This window comes from Geminicoccus sp., from assembly GCF_036263595.1.
Taxonomy (GTDB): domain Bacteria; phylum Pseudomonadota; class Alphaproteobacteria; order Geminicoccales; family Geminicoccaceae; genus Geminicoccus.
Window position 1 is genome coordinate 17,326 of record NZ_DATAGQ010000033.1, and the last position, 24,036, is coordinate 41,361.

The window sequence follows — 24,036 nt, forward strand, 5'->3', positions numbered from 1 at the left end:
GTGCCTTATCCCTTGACCGCGCCAGCCATCAGGCCGCGCAGGAAGAAGCGTCCGAGGAAGAGATAGATCAGGATGGTGGGGGCGGCCGTGATCATCGCCGCGGCCATGTCGACATTGTAGAGCTTCACGCCGGTGGACGTGTTGACGAGGTTGTTCAGCGCCACGGTGATCGGCTGGCTCTGGCCGCCCGCGAACGAGGCACCGAACAGGAAGTCGTTCCAGATGCCGGTGAACTGCCAGATCACCGCGACCACCACGATCGGCCAGGAGACCGGCAGCAGCACGCGGAAGAAGATCTGCCAAAAGCCGGCACCGTCCATGCGCGCGGCCTTCACCAACTCGTCCGGCACCGCCACGTAGAAGTTGCGGAAGAACAGGGTGGTGAAGCAGACGCCGTAGACGACATGGACCAGCACCAGGCCCGCGGTGCTGCCGGCCAGGCCGATCTTGCCCAGCGTGAAGGCCATGGGGATCAGCACGATCTGGAACGGGATGAAGCAGCCGAACATCATGGCACCGAACAGGAGGTCGTCGCCACGGAAGCGCCACTTGGTGAGCACGTAGCCGTTGAGCGCGCCCAGCATCACCGAGATCAGCACGGCCGGTACGACCAGCTTGATCGAGTTGTAGAAATAGCCCTTCAGGCCCGAGCAATCGACGCTGATGCAGGCGCTGCCCCAGGCGGAATACCAGGCGTCCAGCGTCACCGCCATGGGCGGGGCCAGGAGGTTGCCGCCGCGGATCTCGTCCATGGACTTCAAGGAGGTGAAGGCCATGGAGACCAGCGGCATGAGGAACACCGCGGCCATGACGATCAGGATGGCGTAGACGGCGAAGCGGGCGATGTCGAATGCGGCGCCGGAGCGCAGTCGCGGCTCGGCCACGGTGTGCTCAGCCACGGCGCTCATTGCGCAGCTCCGAATAAAGGTAGGGGACGATGATGATCGCAAGCGCGATCAGCATGACCACCGCACTGGCGGCGCCCAGGCCCATCTCGTTGCGGGTGAAGGTGGTCGTGTACATGAAGGTGGAGGGAAGCTCGGTGGCATAGCCCGGCCCGCCCTTGGTCAGCGCCACCACCAGGTCGTAGGACTTGATCGCCAGGTGGGACTCGATGACGAAGGCGGTCAGGAACACCGGGCGCAGGGCCGGGATGATGATGCGTGTATAGATCTTGCGGGTGGGTGCCCCGTCCATGCGGGCGGCACTCAGGATCTCCCCATTGATCCCGCGCAGGCCCGCCAGGAACATCGCCATGACAAAGCCCGTCACCTGCCAGACGCCGGCAATCACCACGGTGTAGATCGCCATGTCGGGCTCGACGAGCCATTTGAAGCTGAAGCTTTCCCAGCCCCAGGACTGCATGACCCGCTCGATGCCCAGGCCCGGGTTGAGCAGCCACTGCCAGATGACGCCAGTCACGATGAAGGACAGCGCCATCGGGTAGAGGAAGACCGTGCGGAACACGGATTCCGCGCGGATCTTCTGGTCGATTAGGATCGCCAGCAAGAGGCCCAGCGCCGTCGCAAGAACGATGTAGAGGCTGGCGAAGATGAAGATGTTCTGGACCGCCACGCTCCAGCGGGGGTTCGAGAACAACCGCTCGTACTGGTCCAGCCCGCTGAAGGCGAAGCGCGGGAACATCTTCGAGCTGGTGAACGACAGGATCACCGAGAACAGCATGAAGCCGTAGACGCCGACCAGCACCATCAGCACGCTGGGTGCCAGCACGAACTTGGGCAGGAGCGACCGCCTGCCCGCGGGATTCTCGGTGGATGCCATCGAAGGCGGCCCGTCTCGTCAAAAAGGCACCAGCCCGGATGCTGGGAGCATCCGGGCTGGCCGGTCAAGTCCGCTTACTGGGCGGCCGCGACTGCGTCGACCAGCGCCTTGGCGGCATCCGCCGAGGACTGGTCGGAGTTGAAGTGGTTGGTCACCACGTCGAAGATCGCACCCTGGATCGCCGGGGGCTGGGCGTGGCCGTGGGCCAGCGAGCCCATCAGCGTGCCCTTTTCCTGGGCAGCCTTGATGTCGGCCATCGACTGCTTGCCGCAGGCGTCGAACTTGTCGCCGGGCACGTCGGTGCGGGCGGGGATCGAGCCCTTGGCCAGGTTGAAGGTCTCCTGGAACGACGGCGACATGGCGGCGGACGCCATGATCAGCTGCGCGGGCTTGCGCTCCTCGCCGACGTCGAACATCGCGAAGAAGTCGGTGTTGAACAGGAACGAGCCTTCGGTGCCCGGTGCGGTCGTGCAGAGGATGTCGACGCCCGGCACCTTGCCGGCCGCGATGATCTCGCCCTTGGCCCAGTCGCCCATGAGCTGCATGGCCGCCTCGCCGTTGATCACCATGGCGGTGGCAAGGTTCCAGTCGCGGCCGGAGAAGTTCGGGTCGACATAGCCGCGGATCTTCCGCATCTGGTCGAACACCTGGACCATGGTGTCCGAGCCCAGCGCTTCCGGATCGGCCTCGATGATGGCCTTCTGGTAGAATTCCGGCCCGCCGATGCCGAGCACGACGTCGTCGAAGATGGTGGTGTCCTGCCAGTTCTGGCCGCCATGGGCGAGCGGCTGGATGCCCTTGGCCTTCAGCGCATCGGCGACCTGGTTGAACTCCTCCCAGGTCTTGGGCGGGGTCAGGCCGTTGTCCTGGAAGATCTTGGCGTTCGACCACAGCCAGTTCGGGCGGTGGATGTTGACCGGCGCGGCGACATAGTGGCCGTCATACTTGGCGAAGGCCTGAAGCGGCTCGGGGATGACGCTGTCCCAGCCTTCCGGCTCCGCGACCTCGGAGAGATCGCCCAGGAAGCCCTCTTCGGCCCAGGCGCGCAGCGACATGCCGAGCAACTGCGCGGCGGTCGGCGGGTTGCCGGAGGTGACGCGGGCACGCAGCGCCGTCATGGCGGCTTCGCCGGCACCACCGGCCACCGGCATGTCCTGCCAGGTGACGCCCTTGCTCTCGAGGTCCTGCTTCAGGACGCCCACCGCCGCGGCCTCGCCGCCGGAAGTCCACCAGTGCATGACCTCGACCGAGCCCTTCGACTGGGCATGGGCAGGCACAACGGCCGCAGCGGACGCCATGACGGCGGCGCAAACCGTGCCGAGCAATAGTTTCTTCATGTGGATCATCTCCCCGAACCAGATGTTCCCGCCCATCGTCCGACCATCAGGCGTGGCATCGGCGGCGGCAACTTGGTTTGTTCTCTGTCCAAACAAAACAGCCATGAACGGCGGCGGGCCGTCAAGGAAAATACGGTCACGAGACCTTCCAGCGTTCGCGGCGCCGGCTGATCAAGTCAAGTGATAGCATTTCCTGATGAAGAAGGCATGCGGCCCCGATGGCCGGCCCGTCCTTCGTGTGCCGCGCCAAGGCCAGGCTCGGCACCTGATAGTCCTCGAAGACATGGCGCCGCAGCGCCTCGTGGACCAGATCGGCCACGAACGGGTAGAGCCTGGCCACCGAACCGCCCAGCACGACATGGCCGGGGTCGATCACGTTCGCCACCGATGCGAGTCCGCGGCCCAGCCAGTAGGCCCAGTGCTCGGCGGCTTCCCAGGCGGCGCGCTGGTTGTCCTGGAGGGCCTGGACGAGGCTGCCGATCGTGGCGCCGCTGCCGCCCGCCTGCCGCCAGCGCTCCAGCACGGCCTCGGCACCGACCAGGTTCTCCCAGCGGCCGGGCGGGTCCAGCCGGTGGATGACGCCCGTCTCGGCCACGACCATGTGGCCGACCTCGCCGGAATAGCCATGGCGGCCGCGGAACAGGCGGCCGCCCGCCACGATGCCGGCACCGATGCCGTAGTCCATGAACAGGCAGAGCAGGTCCTTGGTCTCGTCGGACGGACTGGCATAGATCTCCGCGATGGCGAACGCGTTGGCGTCGTTCTCCGAAAGGACCGGCATCCTATCGCCGAACTCCCCGCGCACCAGCTCGGCGACCGGCACGTTGCGCCACCCGAGGAACGGGCCGGTCAGCAGCACGCCGCGATGATCGTGCAGGCCCGGCACGGTCACGCACAGGCCGCGGATCCGGCTGGCGTCCGGCAGGTCGGCGATCACGGCGCGCACGAGCTGGCAGGCCAGCCGGATCACCTCGTCCGGGCGGTTGCCCTCGATGGCGAAGGTGACGCGGCGGCGGGCGACGATCCTGGCCGACAGGTCCATCCCGACCACGATGACATAGCCGACGCCGATCTCCGCCCCCAGGAAGAAGGCACCCTCCGGCCTGATCGAGATGGCGATCCCCGGACGGCCGGTGCGAACGACCTCGCCACGCTCCGCATCCAGGCGCTCGACCACCAGGCCATCGGCCAGGAGCTGCGAGATCAGGCTGCTCGCGGTGGAGCGGGTCATGTCCAGGGCACGGGCGAGATCGGCCCGGCTCATCGTGCCGTTGTGGTAGAGGACCGAAAGGGCGCGTGCTTCGTTGAGGACCCGGACCGCCTGGGGCGTGGTCACGGCAGCTTGGTTCCCGCAGCAGCAAAGGCCAGCGTCGCGGCACCGGCCAACCCGGCATCGCCACCCAGGGCTGCCGGCACCACCGGCACGGCGCGGAAAGGAGCCATGGCCCGGGCCTGGATTTCCGCGGCGATGCCGCCGGCCATCAGGTCCAGCGCAGAACTGACACCGCCGCCCATGATGACTCGCTCGGGCGAGAACAAATGGAGCAGGGAGACGACGCCGATGCCGAGCCAGCGGGCCTCGCCCGCCAAGATCTCGGTGCCCAGCGGGTCGCCGGCACGGGCGGCCAGCGCCACGTCCTCGGCGGTGACCGGCCGGTCGGTGATGGACTGCATGGAGGAAGCGGCGCCAGCGGCCAGGCGCTCGCGCACGATCCGGCCGAGGGCCGTGCCGGACGCCAGGGCTTCCCAGCAGCCATGGTTGCCGCAGCCGCAGCGCGGCCCGTCGGGCAGCAGCGTCATGTGGCCGACATGGCCGGCCATGCCCATGCGGCCATGCATGATGCGGCCATCCACGATCACACCACCGCCGATCCCGGTGGACACCGTCACGTAGGCCAGGCTCTGGACGCCCCGGCCCGCGCCGAAGCGCCATTCGCCGACGGCGGCGGAGATTGCGTCATTCTCCAGGGTGACGGGCAGGCCGGTCCGCTCGGCCACCAGGTCGCGCAGCGGCACGTTGTTCCAGCCGTCCAGGGTCGGCAGGGTGAACACGGTGCCGGTGAAGGGATCGAGGGGACCGGTGGAGGACAGGCCGATGCCGAGGATGGGCGTGGATCCCGCCGCTGCCCGCACGTCGGCCACGAGCTCGACGATCTGCGCCACGACCTTGTCGGGCCCGCCCCTGGCATCGGTCCTGATCCGCCGGATCTGGCCGAGCCTGCCGTCGGGTCCGGCGAGGGTGGCGCGCAGCGAGGTTCCGCCGAGGTCGACCGCAATGACCTGGGGCGCGGTCATGGCCGCCTCAGAGCCCGCGCGACCAGCGCATGCGCTGGCCCAGGTCCAAAGCGCCGAAGGCGAGCGAGCCCATGACCACGGTGTCGGCACCGGCGGCCCTGAGCTTGGGGACGGTATGCTCGCGGATGCCGCCATCGGCGGCGAGCAGGACCTGATCGCGCCGGCCGACGTCGCGCAGCATCGAGGCTGCCTGCTCCAGCCGGGCGCAGGCGTCGGGGTCGAGATCCTGGCCCTTCACGCCGATGCGGGTGCCCAGCAGGGTCACCATGTCGACAACCGGCAGGAAGGGGGCCAGGGCCGTCAGCTCCGTCTCGACCTTGGCGACCACGCCGGTACGCACGCCCACGGCCTTCATGCGTTCCAGCACGTCCAGGCCCGTCCGGCCGTTCTCCGCATGAACCGAGACCAGGTCGGCACCGGCCTCGGCGAACTGGTCCGCCTGCGACGCCAGCACGTCGTCGGTGGTCATCAGGTGGACGTGGAACGGCGTGTCCGTCAGCTTGCGCAGGCGCGCCACGAGGTCGGGGAAGAACAGCAGGGCCGGCGCGAAGTGACCGTCCGCCACGTCCAGGTGATGGAGGTCGGCATGGCCCTCGGCGCGCTTCACGTCCGCCTCGAGGTTGGCCAGATCGGCGGACCAGAGGGAGAACTCGGCCAGGAGCCGGTTCCTGGGCAGGCCCGCATAGCGTGCCGAACCGATCGTTCCTTGTGCCATCCTGGCCTCCCCAGCGGGCCGGCATGGCCCCGTCTGTTTGTTCGGTTACACTACAAACTCGCCGCCTGTCCAGGTCGATCAGCGGCCGGAAAAGCTGGCGGCGCGCTTGGCCTTGAAGGCAGCAATACCTTCCCGGACGTCGTCGGTTCCGGCAGCGAGCGAACCGGCCAGGCTGTCCAGCGTGCCCGACGCGTCCTCGCCCTCGGCGGCGTTGACGAGCTGCTTGGCGATCCGCAGTGCCAGGGGTGCCCGCTCGGCCATGCCGGCTGCCAGCGCCTGTGCCCGTGCCAGGGACTGGCCGGTCGGCACCAGCTCGTCCACAAGGCCGACGCGCAGCGCTTCGGTGGCGTCGATCGGCTCGGCCGTCAGCACCAGGCGGCGCACGGCCTGAGAACCCGCACGGCGGACGAGGCGCTGGGTCCCGGACCAGCCGGGGATCACGCCGATCCTGGCCTCGGGCAGACCGAACCTGGCATGTGCCTCGGCAATGCGGAGGTCGGCACAGGCGGCCAGTTCCAGCCCGCCGCCCAGCGTAGCACCGTTCAGCGCGGCGATCACCGGCGGGCGCAGCCTTGCCCAGCGATCGAAGATCCGGTTGCCGGCGCGGATCCATCGGTGCCCGAAGGCGTGCGGGTCGAGGCTGCCCCAGTCGGCGATGTCGGCCCCGGCGCAAAACGCCCGCTCGCCCGTGCCGGTCAGGATGACGGCGCGAATGGCGTCCTCCGCATCCAGCTGGTCGGCGATCGTGTGGAGCCGGTCCAGCATGGCGGCGGTGAGCGCGTTCAGCTTGTCCGGCCGGACCAGGGTGACGAGGGCGATGGGGCCGTCGATGGCGAGAGTGATGTCGCCGGTGCTCATGGGGCCGGGCTCCGTCATGGGAGGAGGGTGCGGATGTGGGGAGGCAACCGGTTGAGCGAGCGCTCGATCGCGTCGCGCCAGCTCGGGCCACGTGCACGGGCCTGATCCAGGACGTCCAGCAGGATGTCGATCTGACGTGTCACGGCATGGGCCTCGATCAGGGCTGCCGCTTGCGCCAGGTCCTTCGCCGCCTTCAGCCGGCCCTCTGCCGAGCGGCGAGCGGCGACGATCAGCTTGTGGACGGCATAGCGCTCCGGGGCCGGCACGTTCACGCGGATGCCGGGCCCATGCAGCAGCGTGGTCGGAATCTCCTGGTAGATCAGGAAGTCCAGGAAGCGCAGGGGCTGTCCCTGGGCACCGTTCAGGTCCGGCAGGCGCGTCAGCCGGTCCGCATGCTCCTCAGCACCCTGATGGGGGCTGAGAAACTCGACGCGGAAGCCGCGCTTGTCGACGAAGGCGAAGCTGTCGAGCGGGCTCTTCAGGGACGGTACCGGACGAAAGCTCTTGTCGACCCGCCCGAGCGCCTCGTCGATCGGCGCCGACATGTCCTCGACGGCAATCGCGATCCCGTGGAACTGGGCGATGTCGACGTCCTGCGTAGTCATGTTCGCCGACGGGAGCCGGACGCCCAGGATCGCCGCATAGGCAGGATAGGCTGCCGTTCCGACGAGCACCGCCCGCAGGCGGAACAGGCCGGCTTCGGTCAGGGAGGCCACGATGTCGCCGGTATAGGCATCGACCGACGGCAGGCCGGCGCGCTTGAGCAGGCTGACCAGGCGACGGCGGTCCGCCCGCATCGGTGCAAGCTCGCGGTAGCGTTCGATCCGGGCGTCCAGCTTTTCGTCGGATGGACCCACGTAGCGCGCAACCGGCTTGCCGGCGGCTCGGTCGTAGGAACGGTGATACCAGTAGCGCCGGCCCTTGACCTCGTGCTGGTAGAAGCTGCCGTCCTGCGGCAGGCCCTCGACGAGGCTCGCCTGCGCGGTGCGCTCATCGAGCTCGGCAAACATGGTGACGAGGGCGGGGTCGATCCTATCCATGGCACCAGTTATAGATAGATCTGCAAAACTGTCTATAACTCCTGCTTCCCACGTGCCCTTGTGTATGCGCCGCGCAAGCGGCTTGACCCGAACCGGCGCCAGAAGTAACTCACTGGTTACTTACCGATCAGGGGCTGTCCGATGCAAGCCGTGATGCTTCCCACTGCCGATGGGCGGGCCGAGCCGTTCATGCCGAAGGAAGGCTGCCCCTTCCCGGCGACCGTACAGGGCGGCTTCCCCCGCGTGGCCTATGCGGCGGCGCATGTGGTGGCGGATCCGCGTGCGGCGATCGCTCCGTTCGAAACGGCGGCCGTCGACTGGGAGGCCACGCTGCGCTTTCGTCAGCATCTGTGGGGGCTGGGCTTCAAGATCGCCGAGGCGATGGACACCTCGCAGCGCGGCATGGGGCTGGACTGGAAGCTGGCAGCCGAGCTGATCCGCCGCTCCGTGGCGCTGGCCAAGACCGTGCCGGCAGCGGACCTGGCCTGCGGGGTGGGCACCGACCAGCTGTCGCCCCAGCCGGGCGTGACGCTGGACCAGGTGCGCACGGCCTATCTCGAGCAGCTTGGCGTGGTGGAGCAGGCCAGCGGGCGCGCGATCCTGATGGCGAGCCGAGCGCTGGTGAAGGCGGCGCGTGGGAGGGAGGATTATCTGCGGCTCTATGGCGAGCTGATCGGCCAGGCGACGGACAAGGTCGTCCTCCATTGGCTGGGGCCGATGTTCGACCCGCAACTGGAGGGCTACTGGGGAAGCCACGACCTGGACGAGGCCCAGGACACGCTCCTGGAGCTGATCCATGCCCATGCGGCGCGGATCGACGGCGTGAAGATGTCGCTGCTCGACAAGGAACGCGAAGTCCGCTTTCGCGCGGCCCTGCCGGACGGGGTGAAGTGCTTCACCGGCGACGACTTCAACTATGCCGAGCTGATCGAAGGCGACGCGGCCCGGCACAGCCATGCGCTGCTCGGCATCTTCGACCCGATCGCCAGGCATGCGTCGGCGGCGCTGACTGCCCTTGGCGAGGGTCGCGTCGAGGACTACCGGCGCATTCTCACCCCGACGGTCGCCCTGTCGCGAAGGATCTTCGAGGCGCCGACCCGTTTCTACAAGTCGGGCGTGGTGTTCCTAGCTTGGCTGGACGGGCACCAGGACCATTTCGCGATGGTCGGCGGGCAGCAGGCCGCCCGTTCGGCCATCCACTATGCCGACGTGTTCCGCCTGGCATCCGAGGCGCGCGTGCTGGCCGACCCGGAGATGGCGGCACGGCGCATGCGGACGCTGATGGCAACGTTCGGCGTGAGCTAGGCCGGCTCGACCTTGCCGCCGCTCTCGGCCCAGTCCTTGAACCCGCCCAGGTTACGCACGTCCCGGTAGCCCATGTCCTTCAGCGCCTTGCCGGCCAGTGCCGCGCGACCGCCTGAAGCGCAGTAGAGGATGACCGTCTTGTCGCGGTCGAAGGCCGGGTCGTGGTAGGGCGATTCCGGGTCGGCGCGAAACTCCAGCATCCCTCGTGAGACATGCTTGGCACCGGCGACCTTGCCGCTCGCCTGGACCTCCGGCGCGTCCCGTACGTCGACTACCAGCGCGTTGCCCTTCGCGATAACGGCAGCAGCATCGTCCGGCGTGATCTTCGGCACGGCGGCCTGCGCGCCTGCCAGCATTTCCTTGACCGATGTCGGCATGGTCGTTCTCCCGTGAACTCGTGGATATCAGCACCGTATAGGTGCGCCTGCGGCCGTAGCCGGTCAACACGACCGCCTGTGACGGACGTCACAGGTCATGGATTTCTCCGGCGAGAGGAGCGGCCTGCCGGTCTATCCGTCGCAAGCGTAGCAGCGCAGGAGCGGCGACCGTTCAGGCAGCCCGCGCGATCATCTGAATCGGCGCGATCGTGCCCTGCTGCAGCACCGTCATGACATTGCCCAGCCGTTCGCGCGAGGCGGGTCCGATCAGCGTGTGCAGGCTGAGCGGCTGCGGGCCATGGGCGGCGGCCTGCTCCTGCATCTGGCGCCAGCGCTCGAGCGTGAACGCCCGGCGGTTCGCCTCCTGCTCGACGGTGAAGCCGGCAGCCGTCAGCAGCGTGCGGTAGGTGTCGGGCGTCTCGACGAAGCTCGTGTCCGGCGTCTGGGCCCACGGCATCGGGTAGGGGATCTCGTCGCCGGTCATCCGCATGACGTCGTAGATGCCGAAGCATGCCCCGGACTTGAGGACCCGCCGGACCTCGCCGAACAGCCCGGCCTTGTCGGCGATGTTCATGCCGACATGGATCAGGGTGGCGGCGTCGAAGCTGCCGTCCTGGAACGGCAGGTCGAGGGCGCTGGCCTGCCGGAACCGGACGCGGCCGGACAGTCCGCATCGATGGGTCAGGCTGCTGGCGACCCGCACATACTCCTCGCTGAGGTCGATGCCGGTGACATGCGTCCCGTGCGCGTCGGCGAAGAAACGGGCGGGCCCGCCGATGCCGGCGCCGATGTCGAGCAACTGGAGGTCGGCCGTCAGGTCCATGTCCACGGCTAGTGCGGCGGTCGCCGCCCGCCAACCCAGATGGAACTCGTCCGCCCCGGAAAGATCCGACGGGGCCAGCTTCTCGATGGCCTTGCCGCCGGCCTTCAGGGCGTCGAGGATCGCCTGCTCTAGGTTCCCGTGGCTGTAGTGCCGCGCCACCTCGTGTTCCACGTCCATTGCGATGCTCCCGGCCGTCCATGACGGACACCATCGGCGGAGGATAAGCGATTGAGGGACAAGGCAACAGGTAGTCGGTTCGGACGAGGCCGAAGGCGGGTCAGGCGGCCGGGGAGGTCTGCCCCGCCAGCCGCAGCACGTGGGCGAGCAGCCCCGGAAAGCGGTCCTCCAGTTCCGGCCGCAGTGTCAAAAAGCAGCGCGTGCCGTCCATCCGGCTGGCGATGATCCCTGCCTCGCGCAGCACCTTGAGATGATGGCTGAGGGTGGACTTCACGACCGGCAGCTCGAAGGCGCCGCAACTGCGCGGCTCGCCGTCCGCCAGCGTCGCCACGATCGACAGCCGCACAGGGTCCGACAGCGCCCCCAGCACTTCCGTCAGGCCGATCCCATCGATCGGCGGGTGGTGTGGTTGTTTCATGCCTCCCAGCCTATTATGTTCGTTATTCATCGAAAATCGAATTATCAGATCCGGTTCCGCGCGAACCGATTAGCATCATGGAGTCGTCGATGCCGAGCCTGTTCGACCCGATCACGATCGGTGATCTCAGCCTTCCCAACCGGGTCTTCATGGCGCCGCTCACCCGTTCGCGGTCGAGCGAGGGCCGGGTGCCGAATGCGCTGATGCGCGACTACTATGTGCAGCGGGCCTCCGCCGGCCTGATCCTGACCGAGGCGACCTCGGTCACACCCGCCGGCGTCGGCTACGTGGACACGCCCGGCATCTGGTCCAGCGAGCAGGTCGAGGGGTGGAAGCAGATCACCGCCGCGGTCCATGCCGCAGGCGGCCATATCTTCCTGCAGCTCTGGCATGTCGGCCGGATCTCCGACCCGATCTTCCTGGACGGCCAGCTGCCGGTGGCACCCAGTGCCGTGACTCCCAAGGGCCATGTCAGCCTGGTGCGGCCGCAGCGTCCCTACGTGACCCCGCGCGCGCTTCAGACGGACGAGATCCCCGGCATCATCGAGGCCTATCGCCGGGGTGCCGAGAACGCGCAGGCGGCCGGTTTCGACGGCGTCGAACTCCACGGTGCCAATGGCTATCTGCTCGACCAGTTCCTGCAGGACAGCACCAACCATCGCACCGACCAGTATGGCGGCAGCCGGGAGAACCGCGCGCGGCTGATGCTGGAAGCCACCGATGCCGTCATCTCGGTCTGGGGTGCCGACCGGGTGGGCATGCACCTGGCCCCGCGCGGCGACAGCCACGACATGGGCGACAGCGACTTGGCTGCCACGTTCGGCTATGTCGCGAAGGAACTGGGCCGGCGCGGCCTGGCCTTCATCTGTGCCCGCGAATCGCTGGGCGAGCGGCGTCTCGGGCCAGAGCTGAAGGCGGCGTTCGGCGGCGTCTATGTCGCCAACGAGAATTTCGACCAGGCGGCCGCGGAGGACGTGCTGGCCAAGGGCGAGGCGGATGCGGTGGCCTTCGGCAAGGCCTTCATCGCCAATCCCGACCTGCCCAGGCGCCTTGCCGAGCGGGTGGCCCTCAATGCCTGGGACAGCAGCACGTTCTATGCGGGTGGCGCCAAGGGCTACACCGACTACCCGGCCCTCTGAGACAGCCGTCACGGTGGGCCGATCAGACCGCTCTTCGCCAGGATGGCGGCGATCCGGTCGTGGGTGGCGGCCGTGAAGTGGTGGTCGCAGGGAAATGACAGGGCAGCCAGGTCCGCGCCATCGGCCAACAGCGCCGTCGGCAGCACCAGGCTGTCCAGCCCCAGCCTGTTCGTCCGGCGCGTCCATTCCTCGAACAGGAGCGGGTCGCGATACCAGACCAGGGGCAGGTAGCTGCCGCCATGCTGCTCCACCAGTCGGCGTGTCTGATGGACGGCCCCCAGCAGGTTCGTCCATGCCGATTCCTGCGGCTGCCCGACCTCGCTCTCTTCCGGCTCCTCCGCTCCGTCCGCCCGGGCCTCGGTGGCTGCAGCGGGTGCGCCCGCCATCAGGTTGCGCAGCCTGCGCAGCGCACGCCGGATGGGCACGAGGGCGCGGCGGGTATAGGAATAGAGCTGGAAGCTCGAGAACAGTTCGCGGAACTGCTCGCCCCAGCCGAAGGGCCCGGGCGGGATCAGGCGATAATGGTCGAGATCGTTCCCATCGGGAAAGACCAGGCGGGCGCGGGGCCGCTGGCCCGGTTGCGCCTGGCGCGGGTTGGCCTCGTACACGTCACTGTCGAGGTTGATCAGCTGAACGACCCAGCCGACCTCGTCCATGTCCACGAGATTCTTCAGGACCAGGAACTGCAGGTCGGTGCCGCTGCCGCCCAGGCCATAGTTCAGGACCTCGACCCGGTCGCCCAGCAGCGCCTGCAGGCGCTGGTGGAGCACCAGGTCGTCCTGGACCATGATGGCCTCGATCTGGCTGTCGCCGATGACGATCGCCTTCCTGCCTGTGACCTTCTTTCGCGACGGGCGCAGGCCCTGCGCGTCGAAACTGTAGGGAACGGAGTAGCAGGGCGAAAAGGCTTCCCCTTGATAGTTGGGCTTGTGCCAGAAGCCGAGCGCAGGGTGGTAGGTGACCGGCGAGACGCCAACCCTGAAGGGCGGCAGCCGCAGGAAGCCCTCGAACAGCAGCAGGGCCATGACGACCACCAGTGGGAGGCGCCACAGCCATGCCAGCATGGTGCGCAGCCGCGACCGTCCCGGCATCGGGGCGGGCTCAGAAGTTGAAGTAGAGGAAGGCGGCATCGAGATTGAACAATTGCTGGTGGTGCATGACGAGGAGCGCCCAGACGGCGGCGACGGGGCGTGCGAGTGGCAAGGACAGCCAGCGGACCTTGATCAGGTCCTTCGCTTCGGCGCCATAGAGGCAGAGCGCGTAGGCGGCCAGGATGGCCATGAGCAGGAACGGCTCGAACTCGGCGACACTGCCGGCGGACGGGTCCGTCATGCCCTTGAGCATAAGCCAGGCGCCGTCGAGGGTGGTGGCACGGAAGAAGACCCGGACCACGACCACCGCGAGCATGGTGAGCAGGTGGCCTGCCACCCGTCCCCAAGGCGCCAGGGGATGGGCCTTCAGGTTCATGCCGCCGGTCGATGCACGCCAGGCATGGGCAATCAGCAGGTAGACGCCGTTAAGGCCGCCCCAGATCACGAAGTTCCATGATGCCCCGTGCCAGAGGCCGCCCAGCAGCATGGTGATCATCAGGTTGACGTAGCGGCGGACCTTGCCGTGCCGGTTGCCGCCCAGCGGGATGTAGAGGTAGTTGCGCAGGAAGCTGGACAGCGACATGTGCCAGCGCTGCCAGAAATCGATGATGCTGGTGGACCGGTAGGGATTGTCGAAATTGTCGGGGATTCGGATTCCGAACAACAGGCCGAGGCCGATCGCCATGTCGGAATAGCCGGAGAAGTCGAAGTAGAGCTGGAATGTATAGGCAATGGCGCTCTGCCAGCTCTCGATGAACCCGACGGCCTGCTGGCCGTCCGCCACGTCGAACGCCGGGTCGACATAATAGGACAGCGTGTCGGCGATGCCGATCTTCTTGATCAGCCCGATCAGGAAGATGCCGAACCCGAGGTTGAGGTCGCTCGCAGTCGGGCGGGCGAAGGACCAGCGGTCGAACTGCGGGCCGATCTGCCGGTAGAGGATGATCGGCCCGGCGATCAGATGCGGGAAGAAGGTCACCGACAGCGCGAAGCGCGGCAGGTTCCGCTCCGCCTCGACATCACCGCGCCAGACATCGACCACATAGGCGATCTGCTGGAAGGTGAAGAAGGAAATGCCGAGCGGCAGCAGGATGCCTTCGAGGCGGATCCAGTCGCCGGCCACGAGCGCCGCGTTCTCAGTGACGAACATGCCGTACTTGAAGAAGCCGATCGATGCGAGATCGACCGCGACGGTCAGGGCCAGGATCCATTTCCTGGCTGGCTTCCGGTCGGCGATGAGCAGGCCCATCGACCAGTTGAACAGGACCGAGCCAACCAGCAGAAGCAGGCTGGGCGGGTGCCAGTAGGCATAGAAGACCAGGGACGCGCCCAGGACGAGCCAGATGCGTGCCTTGACCCGCTGATGCGCCGGCGCGTCGAACCTTCCAAGCAGAAGGAAGAATGCTAGCGTGACCGGCAGGAATCCGAGCGTGAATGGAAGTGAGCTAAACAGCAAAGGGAAACTCCCTCTGCGCCATAGCATGAATTGTGTGCAGAATAGCACATATAAATGTTCGCAAAGCACCTTCGAATGTACCGGCCTCAAGGCCGTGTGAATCGATATTATTTTTGCGGGTGCTGAGGGTTCGTGGAAGCTAGAGCTTCGTTATTGGTTGCGTCAAGCTGACGGGTACAGCGGCTGGCGAACGCGACCGACATTTTTTCGCGCCGGTGTCAGTGCACCAGTGAGTGGACCCTTCCGTTCCAAAGGCTGACGCACCCGGAACATGGACGACCGGTAATCTGTCTGCAATATGTCGTTTGGGCATATTGATGATCCGGGCAGCCGGTGTGACCGGTCTGCCGCGCATGTTTCTCGACTGGCCGGTCCGGGCCCGTCCCAAGGAGATCGGCTCCGCTCAGGCGACCGCCTCGCTGAACCATGCCGAAATCTCGGCCGCCGCGCGGTCCGGGTCCTCGCGGTGCGGGAAGTGGCCCAGGCCGTCCAGCGGTGCTACGTCCAGGTCGGCGAACGTCTCGTGCAGCCGGTCGGTCCACTCGACCTCGAGGACCGGGTCGAGCGCGCCCCAGCGCACGCAGGCCGGGACCGTGATCGGGGGCAGGCCCGGCGCTTCGCCCCGCATGGCGGCGAGGCGGGCGGCATTGGCGCTGAGATACCAGTCGAAACCGCCCTGCAGGTTGCCAGGCTTGAGAAAATTGTCGACCCAGGTCTCCAGCACATCGCCGTCGAAGGCGGCCGGATTGCCGGCGGCCCAGTGGCGGAGCATGTGGCCGAGATAGATCCGGCAGGCCTCGCGCGAGGAGCCGATCAGCTCGGCGGCCCAGGGCTTCTGGTGGAAGGATTGGTACCAGATCTCCCTGAGATGCCCAGGCTCGGCCCAGCGGGCGCCGATGCCGGGGTAGGGGCAGTCGAAGAAGAACAGGCTGGTCAGCCGCTCGCGATGCCGCCGGGCGAAGGACTGGGTGACGACGGCGCCGACATCGTGGCTCACGATCCCGACGTGATCGAGGGTCAGATGGTCCAGCAGCGCCAGCAGGTCTGCCGCATGCAGATCAGGGCCGACCTGATCGGACGGTCCCTCATCCGTCTTCGGACTCTCGCCGAAGCCGCGCAGGTCAGGGGCGATCAGGTCGAACCGGTCCGCCAGGCGTTCCATGACCGGCTCCCAGGTGAGCCAGAACTCCGGCCAGCCATGGAGCAGCACGAGCGGCTGGCCCGTGCCGGTTCGGGCGTAGTGCAGCTTCGCCCCGTTCGCCTCGTGCACGCCGTGCCAGATATGGTGAGCCACCGCCGTCCCTCCGATCGCGTGGCCCATGGCGGTCCGGCCATCGGCGCCCGGTCGCGACAGCGACACTATGGCGGCCGGTCATCCCGTTGGCGACAGGGGCCTGGCACCTGATGGGCCGGCGGCGCGGAAGGCCCGCTGGCCCGGTCGTTTCTGCCTGCTCCTGCGCAGGTCCCCGATCACGGCCAGCAGCGCAGTGCCCAAGCCAGTCGCCAGCACCCACCAGGCCGACCTGATGGAGTAGGCGAACTTCAGGTTGGCCGCCAGCACGGCGCCGGCAGGGGCGCCGCGGTACAGGCCATACCAGGCAGCCTCGATCAGGGCGCAGAGCAGTGCGGAAGCGACTGCCAGGACGACGAGGCGCCAGACCACGGGCTCGTAGCGGCGGATCATCAGGCGGTAGCCCATCAGGAACAGGAAGAAGCCGGTCAGCAGGACCGGCTCGGTGACGTCGACCTTCGACTGGATGAAGAAGTGGACCAGGGCCAGCACGGCCAGGACATACACGGACTGATGCAGCTTGGGCCACCACCGTCCCATCCGCCTGACCATCGCATCCGTCGAGGTGACGCCCAGCGCCGTCAGCCCCAGCAGGGCGACGAAGCCGATCGTCAGGTAGAAGCGCAGGATGATCTCGGAAGCCACCTTGCCGAGGTCGAGGTTCTGGTCGGCCACGTAGAGCAGGAGATGGACCAGCGCATAGACCAGTGCTGCGACCCCGATCGTCCGCCGGACCAGCATCAGCCGCGGCCAGTTCAGGATCCGGCGCAGCGGGCTGATGCAGAGCGAGACCAGCAGCAGGCGGACCGCCCAGTTGCCGCTCTGGTGGATCGCCTCCTCGAGCGGCCGGGGCTGGAGCCCCGTGGTCGCCCAGAGCCAGACCACCCAGGCGGCCGGCAGGCAGACCAGCGCCAGGGTGGCGAGCTTGAGGGAGGACAGCTGCCCGGAGCGATCCAGCCAGGGCAGCTTCAGCGTCGGTTGCTTGGCCATGCCGGACAATACGCTACGTCCACCGCCAGGGTTTCAAGAGCTCGCCATCTCGGCGTGCATGATTTCGCCATGCGCCATGCCATGATAATATCAGAAAAAGGGTGTTGATCAGGATCAATGACGCAGGTTGCGCCTGCGCCTAGCTCGACGTGAATGGCGCAGGCAGGACGTGCACGCGGCCGGCGAGGAGACCTCACCGAAGCGGGCAGGACCAGCTTCGTCGGGGACCATACATGACTTGGCCCGTCACCGGCACAGTCTTGCGCGCGGGCGGACAAGGAGAGTGGGGGAACATGTCCGAACAAGCGGCCGCAACGCGCCAGGGCCAGCCACGCGACCCGTGGGCCGACCTTGTCGACTACTGGATCGATCGGTGCGAGCGGGGCGTCCTGTTCGCCGACGTGCTGCGCCAGCGCGGCAACCAGTACCACGAGCACATGGCCGAGCAGGTGCCGCATGTGCTGTCGTTCGAGGCGGCCCTGGTCGCCGACGGCCGCAAGCTGGAGCGCCCCGTCAATTACGGGCTGGTGCGGATCGAGCCGCCTCAAGGGACGGTGATCGACCCGAAGAAGCGCCCGTTCGTGGTGGCCGACCCGCGCGCCGGCCACGGACCCGGGATCGGCGGCTTCAAGGCGGACAGCGAGATCGGCGTGGCGCTGCGCGCCGGCCATCCCTGCTACTTCATCGGCTTCCTGCCGAACCCGATGCCGGGCCAGACCGTCGAAGACGTGATGAAGGCCGAAGCGTCGTTCCTGGAAAAGGTGATCGAGCTTCACCCCGAGGCAGACGGCAAGCCGGCAGTGGTCGGCAACTGCCAGGCGGGCTGGCAGATCATGATGACGGCTGCCATCCGGCCAGACCTGTTCGGGCCGATTATCATCGCCGGCGCACCGCTGTCCTACTGGGCGGGCAGGCGCGGCCAGAACCCGATGCGCTATACGGGCGGGATGCTCGGCGGCAGCTGGCTGACGGCCCTGGCCGGCGATCTCGGGCATGGCATCTTCGACGGCGCCTGGCTGGTCCAGAACTTCGAGAGCCTGAACCCGGCCAATACCTGGTGGGGCAAGTCGTACAACCTGTATGCCAAGATCGATACCGAGGCGCAGCGCTACCTGGGCTTCGAGAAATGGTGGGGCGGCCATGTCCTGCTGAACGCCCAGGAGATGCAGTACATCGCCGACAAGCTGTTCGTCGGCAACAGGCTGGCGACGGCCGAACTGGTCACCAGCGACAATGACCGGATCGACCTGCGCAAGATCCGCTCGCCGATCATCGTGTTCTGCTCGAAGGGCGACAACATCACGCCGCCGCCGCAGGCGCTTGGCTGGATCACCGACCTGTATCGGGACGTGAACGACATCCGGGCGCACGGCCAGACGATCGTCTACTGCGTCCACGAGAGCATCGGCCATCTCGGCATCTTCGTGTCCGGCAGCGTCGCGAAGAAGGAGCATGACGAGTTCGCCTCCAATATCGACTTCATCGACGTGCTGCCGCCCGGCCTCTACGAGGCGGTGCTGACGCCGCGCAGCGAGGCGGGCAGCGACGAGGCCGGGCTGATCGCCGGGGATTATCTGGTCCGGTTCGTCGCGCGCAGCATCGACGACGTGAAGAGCATCGTGGCTCCCGATCCCGAGGACGAGCGCCGCTTTGCGGCGGTCGACCGGATCTCGCAGATCAATCTCGGCCTTTACCGCACGTTCATGCAGCCATGGGTCCAGGCCATGGTCAGCGCGCCGGCCGCCGACTGGATGCGGCAGATGCACCCTCAGCGGCTGAAGTACGAGCTGTTCTCGGACAATAATCCCTGGCTGGCTCTTCTCGAGGACACAGCCGAGCAGATCAGGCAGAACCGGCATCCGGCAGCGCCGGGCAACCCGTTCATCCAGGCAGAGTGCAAGGTGAGCGAGAACATCGAATCGGCGCTGAACGCGGCGGGGAAGCTGCGCGACAGGCTGGTCGAGGAGAGCTTCCTGGCGATCTACGGCTCGCCGTTCCTGCAGTCCCTGGTCGGGCTGGGCGACAAGGACACGCCGCCCCGGCAGCGGCCGGGGGAAGACCCGGAAGACCGTGCCTTCGTGCAGGCCAGGATCGCGGATCTTCGCGGCCGCATCGCCCAGGGCGGGCCGCGCGAAGCCTGGGTGCGTGCGCTGATCTTCATCCGCCTGCCCGGCGCGGCTGCGGACGAGCGCGCGTTCAATCTGCTGCGGCGGATCCGCGAAGAGCGTGGCGGCAACATGACGGTGAGCCAGTTCAAGGCCTTGGTCCGCGACCAGTTCCTGATGCTGCTGATCGCACAGGACGAGGCGATCGCCGCCTTGCCGACGCTGCTGGCAGGCGTGCCTGCGGAGCAGCGGGACGAAGCGCTGGCCGAGCTGCGGCGGACCATCCTGGCAACCGGGCTGCTCGACGAGGAGGGACAGCGGCGGCTGGCCAGGGTCGAGAGCATCTTCGGCAAGACGATCCCGCGATCCGCCGTTCAGGCCGCCAACGCTTCGAGCGCCGGCCCGGCAGAGGCCACGCCGCTTCGGCCGCGCGCCAGGCGGCGCGCTTCTTGATCTTTGGTCGAGGGAGAGAAGAATGACGAGCATGATGAGCGCGAAGGACCTTCGCCAGATCGCCGACGATATCGAGACGAAACGGATGCAGGAGATCCTGGAGCGGAAGAAGAAGACGGAGCAGCACGAGCGGGAGCTGCATGACAGCTTCATGAAGTTCGAGGAGATCCCGCCGGACGCCCTGGACCGGCTGAAGCGGGCCGTGCGCAACGCGGCCGAGCAGGAGAAGTCGGAGATCCTCGTGCTGCGGTTTCCGTCCGACTTCTGCCTGGACAGCGGCCGTGCCATCAATAATTTCGACGACAATTGGCCGGCGACACTGCAGGGCAAGGCCAAGATCGCCATGGAATTCTACCAGGAGCACCTCAAGCCCCTCGGCTACACCATGCGCGCCGAGATCCTGTCGTTCCCGAACGGTATGCCGGGCGATGTCGGGCTCTATCTCTGCTGGTAACCGGTAGAGGAGGAGAGCGGCCGATGATCGAACCAGGCGCACGGGCGGAGCGGACGCATGAGAAGTACGATGCGCTGATCGAGGTTGCCGCGAAGATCCCGCCGATCCCGTGCGCAGTCGTGCATCCCTGCGATGCGACGTCGCTGGCTGCCGCGGTGGAGGCGGCGGATGCGGGCATCATCTGGCCGACCCTGGTCGGGCCGGAGCGGAAGATCAGGGCGGCCGCCGCGGCATGCCGCCTCGATCTCGGCCGGTTCAGGCTGGTGGATGTCCCGCACAGCCATGCCGCGGCGGCCAAGGGCGTCGAGCTGGTCCGCGACGGCAGCGTGCAACTGCTGATGAAGGGGAGCCTTCACACCGACGAGCTGATGCACGAGGTGGTCGCCAAGGAAGGCGGGATCCGGACCGAGCGGCGGATCAGCCACGTGTTCATCATGGACGTGCCGACCTACCCGGAACCTCTGTTCATCACCGATGCGGCGATCAACATCTTCCCGGACCTGGAGACCAAGGCGGATATCGTCCGCAACGTCATCGACCTTCATCTGGCGCTGGGGCTCGGGACCCCGCGCGTCGCGATCCTCTCGGCGGTCGAGACGGTAAACGGCAAGATACCCAGCACGATCGATGCAGCGGCCTTGTGCAAGATGGCTGACCGCGGACAGATCGTAGGCGGGCTGCTCGACGGTCCGCTGGCGCTGGACAATGCGATCGGTCCCGAGGCCGCGAGGATCAAGGGCATCGGCGGCAGCGTCGCCGGCCGCGCACAGGTCCTGGTCGTGCCGGACCTCGAGGCAGGAAACATGCTGGCCAAGAACCTGTCGTTCCTGGCGGATGCCGACGCGGCGGGGATCGTGCTGGGGGCCAGGGTACCGATCATCCTCAACAGCCGGGCCGACAGCCTGCGCACCCGGATGGCCTCCTGCGCCATCGCCGCGCTCTATGCGAACCATCTGGCACGCGTCCGGCCGGTCGGCGGATGAGGGATACCATCCTGGTCATCAATGCCGGCAGCTCGAGCATCAAGTTCCAGCTGTTCGGCCTGGGATCCGGCGACGCGCTGGACCGGCGCTTCAAGGGCCAGATCGAAGGCATCGGCGGCAGCCGGCCGCGCCTGGAGGTCAAGGACGCCAGCGGCAAGGTCACCTGCGATCAGGTCTACGGGCCAGAGCAGGCTGCGGACGTGAAGGGCGCCCAGGACCTGCTGGGCGGCTGGCTGGTGCAGCAGATCGACGAACTCCCGATCGCGGTCGGCCACCGGGTCGTCCATGGCGGGCCGGACTTCGTCCAGCCGATGCTGGTCGACGACACGCTGCTCGACCGGCTGGAGGCGCTGGTCCCGCTGGCCCCGCTGCACCAGCCGAACAACCTGGCGCCGATCCGCTCCATCCGGGACAGGCGGCCGGAGCTGCCGCAGGTGGCCTGCTTCGATACCGCGTTTCACCGCAGCCATCCGGCGGTGGCGGATCACTTCGCCGTCCCGGAGGAACTCTATCGGGAAGGCGTGCGTCGCTACGGCTTCCACGGGCTCTCCTACGAGTACATCGCAACGCGCCTGCCGGCGGTGGCGCCGGCCATCGCGCGCGGGCGGGTGGTCGTGGCGCATCTGGGCTCGGGCTGCTCGGCCTGTGCGATGGCAGGCGGCCGGAGCATCGACAGCACCATGGGGTTCACGGCCCTGGATGGCCTGCCGATGGGCACGCGCCCCGGCCAGCTGGACGCGGGCGTCGTGCTCTATCTGATGCAGCAGGGGAAGGATGCGCGGGCGATCGAGCATTTCCTCTATCATGAATGCGGGCTGAAGGGGCTCTCAGGGCTCAGCAACGACGTGCGGGACCTGCTGGCCAGCGACGATCCGCGGGCGAAGCTGGCGCTCGACTATTTCGGCTACCGGACGGCCCAGGCGATCGCGGCGCTGGCATCGAGCATGGGCGGCCTGGACGGCATCGTGTTCACGGCGGGCATCGGCGAGCATGCCGCGCCCGTCCGTGCCGACATTTGCCGCCGCTGCCGGTGGATGGGCGTGGATCTCGACGAAGAACGCAAGGCCGACACCCTGCCACGTATCACCACAGAGGCCAGTGCCGTGCCCGTCTTCGTCGTCCCGACCAACGAGGAATGGATGATCGCGCGCCACACCCTCGCCGTCGTCCGGGCGAAGCAGGCGTGAGCCGCCCTCGTTCCAGCGGGCCTGAAGACCGGGAAAGGACGTGCGCATGATCACCAACCCGATCATCAGTCTTCAGGGCCGTCATGGCCTCGTCACCGGCATCGCGAACGACAGCTCGATCGCCTGGGGCTGTGCCAAGGCCTTCCGAGCGCTGGGGGCGGATCTTGCCGTGACCTACCTGAACGAGAAGGCTCGGCCCCATGTCGAGCCGCTGGCCCGCGAGCTCGACGCGGCGATCCTGATGCCGCTGGATGTCCGCGTCGACGGACAGGTCGAGGCCGTGTTCGACCGGATGGCGGCCGAGTGGGGGCAGCTGGATTTCCTCCTGCACTCGATCGCGTTCGCGCCCAAGGACGACCTGCACGGCCGCGTCGTCGACTGTTCGAAGGAAGGCTTCCTCGCGGCGATGGACGTTTCCTGCTGGTCATTCATCCGCATGGCCAAGCTGGCCGAGCCGATGATGAAGAACGGCGGCAGCCTGTTCTGTATGACCTATTACGGCTCGCAGATGGTGGTCGAGAACTACAACCTGATGGGCCCGGTCAAGGCCGCGCTGGAGGCGTCGACCCGCTACCTCGCGGCCGAGCTTGGCCCCAAGGGGATCCGGGTGCATGCGATCTCGCCAGGGCCGCTGAAAACCCGGGCGGCATCGGGGATCGCCGAGTTCGACGAGCTCCTGGACAAGGCGCAGGAGAAGGCGCCGATGCGGTCGCGGGTCTCGATCGAGGATGTCGGGCGCGCCACCGCCTACCTCGCCACCGATGCAGCCCGGCTGATCACAGGCGAGACGCTTTACATCGACGGGGGATACCACATCATCGACTGAGGCCAGGTCGGGCGGCGGATCGAGGGATGGGGGCGGCATGAGGAGTTTGCAGGCCGAGGATGCCGGGCCGGCCGTGGCGACTGCGTCCGGTCCTGCCGCCGCCGTTCCGACCACCGTGACGGTCGAGACGTCACCGTCCGCGGTGCATGCAGCCGACCTGTCGCTGGCACGGGCGGCCGTCGAGACGGTCGTGCGGGTCGGGCTGATGCTGGCCCTGGCCGGCTGGTGTCTGTGGATCACCCGGCCGTTCATCTTCGCGCTGATCTGGGGAATCATCATCGCGGTCGCGATCAACCCGGGCTTCCAGCGGTTGAAGGCGCTCCTGGGCGGCCGTGGCGGCTTGGCGGCCGCGTTGATGGCGTCATCGATCCTGGTCGTGCTGGTCTGGCCGGTGAGCATGCTCACCAGTTCCCTGATTGCCAACCTGAGCGAGCTGGCGATCCGGCTGATGGATGGCAGCCTCCGCCTGCCGCCGCCGCCCGCAGGCGCCGAGCAATGGCCGTTGATCGGGCCGAAGATCGAGCAGCTCTGGACGATGGGGTCGGCTGGCCTCGGCTCGGTCGTGGAGGAGATCCAGCCGCAGTTGCGCGTCGCCGCCGGATGGCTCCTCTCGGTGGTGGCTGACCTGGGCCTGGGCCTGCTCCACTTCGTGGCCGCCATGATCATCGCCGGCATCCTGCTGGCCCACGCCGAGGGAGGCCATCGGCTGGCCTCGGACCTGGCGACCCGGCTGGTGGGCGCGCGCGGCCCGGGACTGGCGGCCTTGGCGGAGCGCACCATCCGCGGCGTCGCCCGCGGCGTCATCGGCACCGCCCTGGTCCAGTCGGCCGCGGCCGGCGTGGGCTTCATGGTGGCCGGCGTGCCATGGGCTGCCTTGCTGGTCCTGCTCTGCTTCCTGCTTTGCCTCGTCCAGATCGGGCCGGCGCCGGTGCTG

The 24,036-nt window shown here is 67.6% G+C and carries 23 protein-coding genes; 8 read left to right on the forward strand and 15 right to left on the reverse strand.

Features of this window, described 5'->3' with window-relative positions:
• Positions 1 to 5: 5 nt before the first annotated feature.
• The 8 genes from VHL31_RS02465 to VHL31_RS02500 form a co-directional block, all read right to left on the reverse strand.
• Positions 6 to 908 (reverse strand): carbohydrate ABC transporter permease, encoded by a 903-nt coding sequence (locus VHL31_RS02465; RefSeq protein WP_329659617.1) that lies wholly within the window; start codon positions 906 to 908, stop codon positions 6 to 8.
• Positions 892 to 1,782 carry a sugar ABC transporter permease gene (locus tag VHL31_RS02470; RefSeq protein ID WP_329659618.1) on the reverse strand — a complete coding sequence of 297 codons (891 nt, stop codon included), beginning with the start codon at positions 1,780 to 1,782 and terminating at the stop codon, positions 892 to 894. The genes VHL31_RS02465 and VHL31_RS02470 overlap by 17 nt, the downstream gene beginning before the upstream one ends.
• Before the next feature lie 74 nt (positions 1,783 to 1,856).
• Positions 1,857 to 3,119 carry an ABC transporter substrate-binding protein gene (locus VHL31_RS02475; protein WP_329659619.1) on the reverse strand — a complete coding sequence of 421 codons (1,263 nt, stop codon included), beginning with the start codon at positions 3,117 to 3,119 and terminating at the stop codon, positions 1,857 to 1,859.
• A gap of 136 nt (positions 3,120 to 3,255) precedes the next feature.
• Positions 3,256 to 4,455: an ROK family transcriptional regulator gene (locus VHL31_RS02480; RefSeq protein ID WP_329659620.1), complete on the reverse strand. Its 1,200-nt coding sequence runs from the start codon at positions 4,453 to 4,455 to the stop codon at positions 3,256 to 3,258.
• Positions 4,452 to 5,414, reverse strand: a complete 963-nt coding sequence (locus VHL31_RS02485) for an ROK family protein (protein ID WP_329659621.1) — start codon at positions 5,412 to 5,414, stop codon at positions 4,452 to 4,454. Before VHL31_RS02485 ends, VHL31_RS02480 begins: the two co-directional genes overlap by 4 nt.
• A 7-nt stretch (positions 5,415 to 5,421) precedes the next feature.
• Positions 5,422 to 6,129 carry a ribulose-phosphate 3-epimerase gene (locus VHL31_RS02490; protein WP_329659622.1) on the reverse strand — a complete coding sequence of 236 codons (708 nt, stop codon included), beginning with the start codon at positions 6,127 to 6,129 and terminating at the stop codon, positions 5,422 to 5,424.
• A gap of 78 nt (positions 6,130 to 6,207) precedes the next feature.
• Positions 6,208 to 6,987 (reverse strand): enoyl-CoA hydratase/isomerase family protein, encoded by a 780-nt coding sequence (locus VHL31_RS02495; RefSeq protein ID WP_329659623.1) that lies wholly within the window; start codon positions 6,985 to 6,987, stop codon positions 6,208 to 6,210.
• A gap of 14 nt (positions 6,988 to 7,001) precedes the next feature.
• Positions 7,002 to 8,027, reverse strand: a complete 1,026-nt coding sequence (locus VHL31_RS02500) for a GSU2403 family nucleotidyltransferase fold protein (RefSeq protein ID WP_329659624.1) — start codon at positions 8,025 to 8,027, stop codon at positions 7,002 to 7,004.
• A gap of 141 nt (positions 8,028 to 8,168) precedes the next feature.
• Here VHL31_RS02500 and VHL31_RS02505 point away from each other — a divergent pair, with 141 nt between their 5' ends.
• Complete coding sequence (locus VHL31_RS02505) at positions 8,169 to 9,332, forward strand: dihydrodipicolinate synthase family protein (protein ID WP_349262344.1); 1,164 nt, start codon at positions 8,169 to 8,171, stop codon at positions 9,330 to 9,332.
• Here VHL31_RS02505 and VHL31_RS02510 read toward each other — a convergent pair.
• The 3 genes from VHL31_RS02510 to VHL31_RS02520 all read right to left on the reverse strand — a co-directional run bounded on the left by VHL31_RS02510 (position 9,329) and on the right by VHL31_RS02520 (position 11,127).
• Entirely contained in the window at positions 9,329 to 9,709 is a 381-nt protein-coding gene (locus tag VHL31_RS02510) for a rhodanese-like domain-containing protein (protein ID WP_329659626.1), read from the reverse strand. The genes VHL31_RS02505 and VHL31_RS02510 overlap by 4 nt on opposite strands.
• Positions 9,710 to 9,881: 172 nt before the next feature.
• Positions 9,882 to 10,709, reverse strand: coding sequence for a class I SAM-dependent methyltransferase (locus VHL31_RS02515; protein ID WP_329659627.1), 828 nt, complete (start codon positions 10,707 to 10,709; stop codon positions 9,882 to 9,884).
• Between the two features lie 100 nt (positions 10,710 to 10,809).
• Entirely contained in the window at positions 10,810 to 11,127 is a 318-nt protein-coding gene (locus VHL31_RS02520; protein WP_329659628.1) for a metalloregulator ArsR/SmtB family transcription factor, read from the reverse strand.
• Between the two features lie 89 nt (positions 11,128 to 11,216).
• On the opposite strand from VHL31_RS02520, the gene VHL31_RS02525 reads away from it, so the two are divergent.
• A complete protein-coding gene (locus VHL31_RS02525; protein WP_329659629.1) occupies positions 11,217 to 12,266 on the forward strand; it encodes an alkene reductase in 1,050 nt (349 codons plus the stop codon).
• A gap of 8 nt (positions 12,267 to 12,274) precedes the next feature.
• Here VHL31_RS02525 and VHL31_RS02530 read toward each other — a convergent pair whose 3' ends face one another.
• From VHL31_RS02530 to VHL31_RS02545, 4 genes are all read right to left on the reverse strand, one after another.
• Positions 12,275 to 13,357, reverse strand: a complete 1,083-nt coding sequence (locus VHL31_RS02530) for a hypothetical protein (RefSeq protein ID WP_329659630.1) — start codon at positions 13,355 to 13,357, stop codon at positions 12,275 to 12,277.
• 10 nt (positions 13,358 to 13,367) lie between these two features.
• Positions 13,368 to 14,813, reverse strand: coding sequence for an MBOAT family O-acyltransferase (locus VHL31_RS02535; RefSeq protein ID WP_329659631.1), 1,446 nt, complete (start codon positions 14,811 to 14,813; stop codon positions 13,368 to 13,370).
• 403 nt (positions 14,814 to 15,216) lie between these two features.
• The gene (locus tag VHL31_RS02540) at positions 15,217 to 16,134 is read right to left on the reverse strand and encodes an alpha/beta fold hydrolase (protein ID WP_414653628.1); all 918 of its coding nucleotides are present in this window, start codon (positions 16,132 to 16,134) and stop codon (positions 15,217 to 15,219) included.
• A gap of 51 nt (positions 16,135 to 16,185) precedes the next feature.
• Entirely contained in the window at positions 16,186 to 17,094 is a 909-nt protein-coding gene (locus VHL31_RS02545; protein ID WP_329659633.1) for a protein-methionine-sulfoxide reductase heme-binding subunit MsrQ, read from the reverse strand.
• A 293-nt stretch (positions 17,095 to 17,387) separates the two neighbouring features.
• On the opposite strand from VHL31_RS02545, the gene VHL31_RS02550 reads away from it, so the two are divergent.
• From VHL31_RS02550 to VHL31_RS02575, 6 genes are all read left to right on the forward strand, one after another.
• Positions 17,388 to 19,652 (forward strand): DUF3141 domain-containing protein, encoded by a 2,265-nt coding sequence (locus VHL31_RS02550; RefSeq protein WP_329659634.1) that lies wholly within the window; start codon positions 17,388 to 17,390, stop codon positions 19,650 to 19,652.
• A gap of 22 nt (positions 19,653 to 19,674) precedes the next feature.
• Positions 19,675 to 20,106, forward strand: coding sequence for a hypothetical protein (locus VHL31_RS02555; protein WP_329659635.1), 432 nt, complete (start codon positions 19,675 to 19,677; stop codon positions 20,104 to 20,106).
• A 23-nt stretch (positions 20,107 to 20,129) separates the two neighbouring features.
• Positions 20,130 to 21,089 (forward strand): phosphate acetyltransferase, encoded by a 960-nt coding sequence (locus VHL31_RS02560; protein ID WP_329659636.1) that lies wholly within the window; start codon positions 20,130 to 20,132, stop codon positions 21,087 to 21,089.
• On the forward strand, positions 21,086 to 22,276 hold the full coding sequence (locus tag VHL31_RS02565; protein ID WP_329659637.1) for an acetate/propionate family kinase: 1,191 nt from the start codon (positions 21,086 to 21,088) through the stop codon (positions 22,274 to 22,276). Before VHL31_RS02560 ends, VHL31_RS02565 begins: the two co-directional genes overlap by 4 nt.
• A gap of 46 nt (positions 22,277 to 22,322) precedes the next feature.
• On the forward strand, positions 22,323 to 23,102 hold the full coding sequence (fabI, locus tag VHL31_RS02570; protein WP_329659638.1) for an enoyl-ACP reductase FabI: 780 nt from the start codon (positions 22,323 to 22,325) through the stop codon (positions 23,100 to 23,102).
• A gap of 37 nt (positions 23,103 to 23,139) precedes the next feature.
• Positions 23,140 to 24,036, forward strand: an 897-nt coding sequence (locus VHL31_RS02575; protein ID WP_329659639.1) for an AI-2E family transporter, incomplete at its 3' end; no start/stop codon positions are given.

Bases quoted from the DNA above. Each gene is read 5' to 3' on its own strand.
- VHL31_RS02465 (WP_329659617.1), bottom strand. From the start codon at position 908: ATGAGCGCCGTGGCTGAGCACACCGTGGCCGAGCCGCGACTGCGCTCC.
- VHL31_RS02470 (WP_329659618.1), bottom strand. From the start codon at position 1,782: ATGGCATCCACCGAGAATCCCGCGGGCAGGCGGTCGCTCCTGCCCAAG.
- VHL31_RS02475 (WP_329659619.1), bottom strand. From the start codon at position 3,119: ATGAAGAAACTATTGCTCGGCACGGTTTGCGCCGCCGTCATGGCGTCC.
- VHL31_RS02485 (WP_329659621.1), bottom strand. From the start codon at position 5,414: ATGACCGCGCCCCAGGTCATTGCGGTCGACCTCGGCGGAACCTCGCTG.
- VHL31_RS02490 (WP_329659622.1), bottom strand. From the start codon at position 6,129: ATGGCACAAGGAACGATCGGTTCGGCACGCTATGCGGGCCTGCCCAGG.
- VHL31_RS02495 (WP_329659623.1), bottom strand. From the start codon at position 6,987: ATGAGCACCGGCGACATCACTCTCGCCATCGACGGCCCCATCGCCCTC.
- VHL31_RS02500 (WP_329659624.1), bottom strand. From the start codon at position 8,027: ATGGATAGGATCGACCCCGCCCTCGTCACCATGTTTGCCGAGCTCGAT.
- VHL31_RS02505 (WP_349262344.1), top strand. From the start codon at position 8,169: ATGCAAGCCGTGATGCTTCCCACTGCCGATGGGCGGGCCGAGCCGTTC.
- VHL31_RS02510 (WP_329659626.1), bottom strand. From the start codon at position 9,709: ATGCCGACATCGGTCAAGGAAATGCTGGCAGGCGCGCAGGCCGCCGTG.
- VHL31_RS02515 (WP_329659627.1), bottom strand. From the start codon at position 10,709: ATGGACGTGGAACACGAGGTGGCGCGGCACTACAGCCACGGGAACCTA.
- VHL31_RS02520 (WP_329659628.1), bottom strand. From the start codon at position 11,127: ATGAAACAACCACACCACCCGCCGATCGATGGGATCGGCCTGACGGAA.
- VHL31_RS02525 (WP_329659629.1), top strand. From the start codon at position 11,217: ATGCCGAGCCTGTTCGACCCGATCACGATCGGTGATCTCAGCCTTCCC.
- VHL31_RS02530 (WP_329659630.1), bottom strand. From the start codon at position 13,357: ATGCCGGGACGGTCGCGGCTGCGCACCATGCTGGCATGGCTGTGGCGC.
- VHL31_RS02540 (WP_414653628.1), bottom strand. From the start codon at position 16,134: ATGGGCCACGCGATCGGAGGGACGGCGGTGGCTCACCATATCTGGCAC.
- VHL31_RS02545 (WP_329659633.1), bottom strand. From the start codon at position 17,094: ATGGCCAAGCAACCGACGCTGAAGCTGCCCTGGCTGGATCGCTCCGGG.
- VHL31_RS02550 (WP_329659634.1), top strand. From the start codon at position 17,388: ATGTCCGAACAAGCGGCCGCAACGCGCCAGGGCCAGCCACGCGACCCG.
- VHL31_RS02555 (WP_329659635.1), top strand. From the start codon at position 19,675: ATGACGAGCATGATGAGCGCGAAGGACCTTCGCCAGATCGCCGACGAT.
- VHL31_RS02560 (WP_329659636.1), top strand. From the start codon at position 20,130: ATGATCGAACCAGGCGCACGGGCGGAGCGGACGCATGAGAAGTACGAT.
- VHL31_RS02565 (WP_329659637.1), top strand. From the start codon at position 21,086: ATGAGGGATACCATCCTGGTCATCAATGCCGGCAGCTCGAGCATCAAG.
- fabI (WP_329659638.1), top strand. From the start codon at position 22,323: ATGATCACCAACCCGATCATCAGTCTTCAGGGCCGTCATGGCCTCGTC.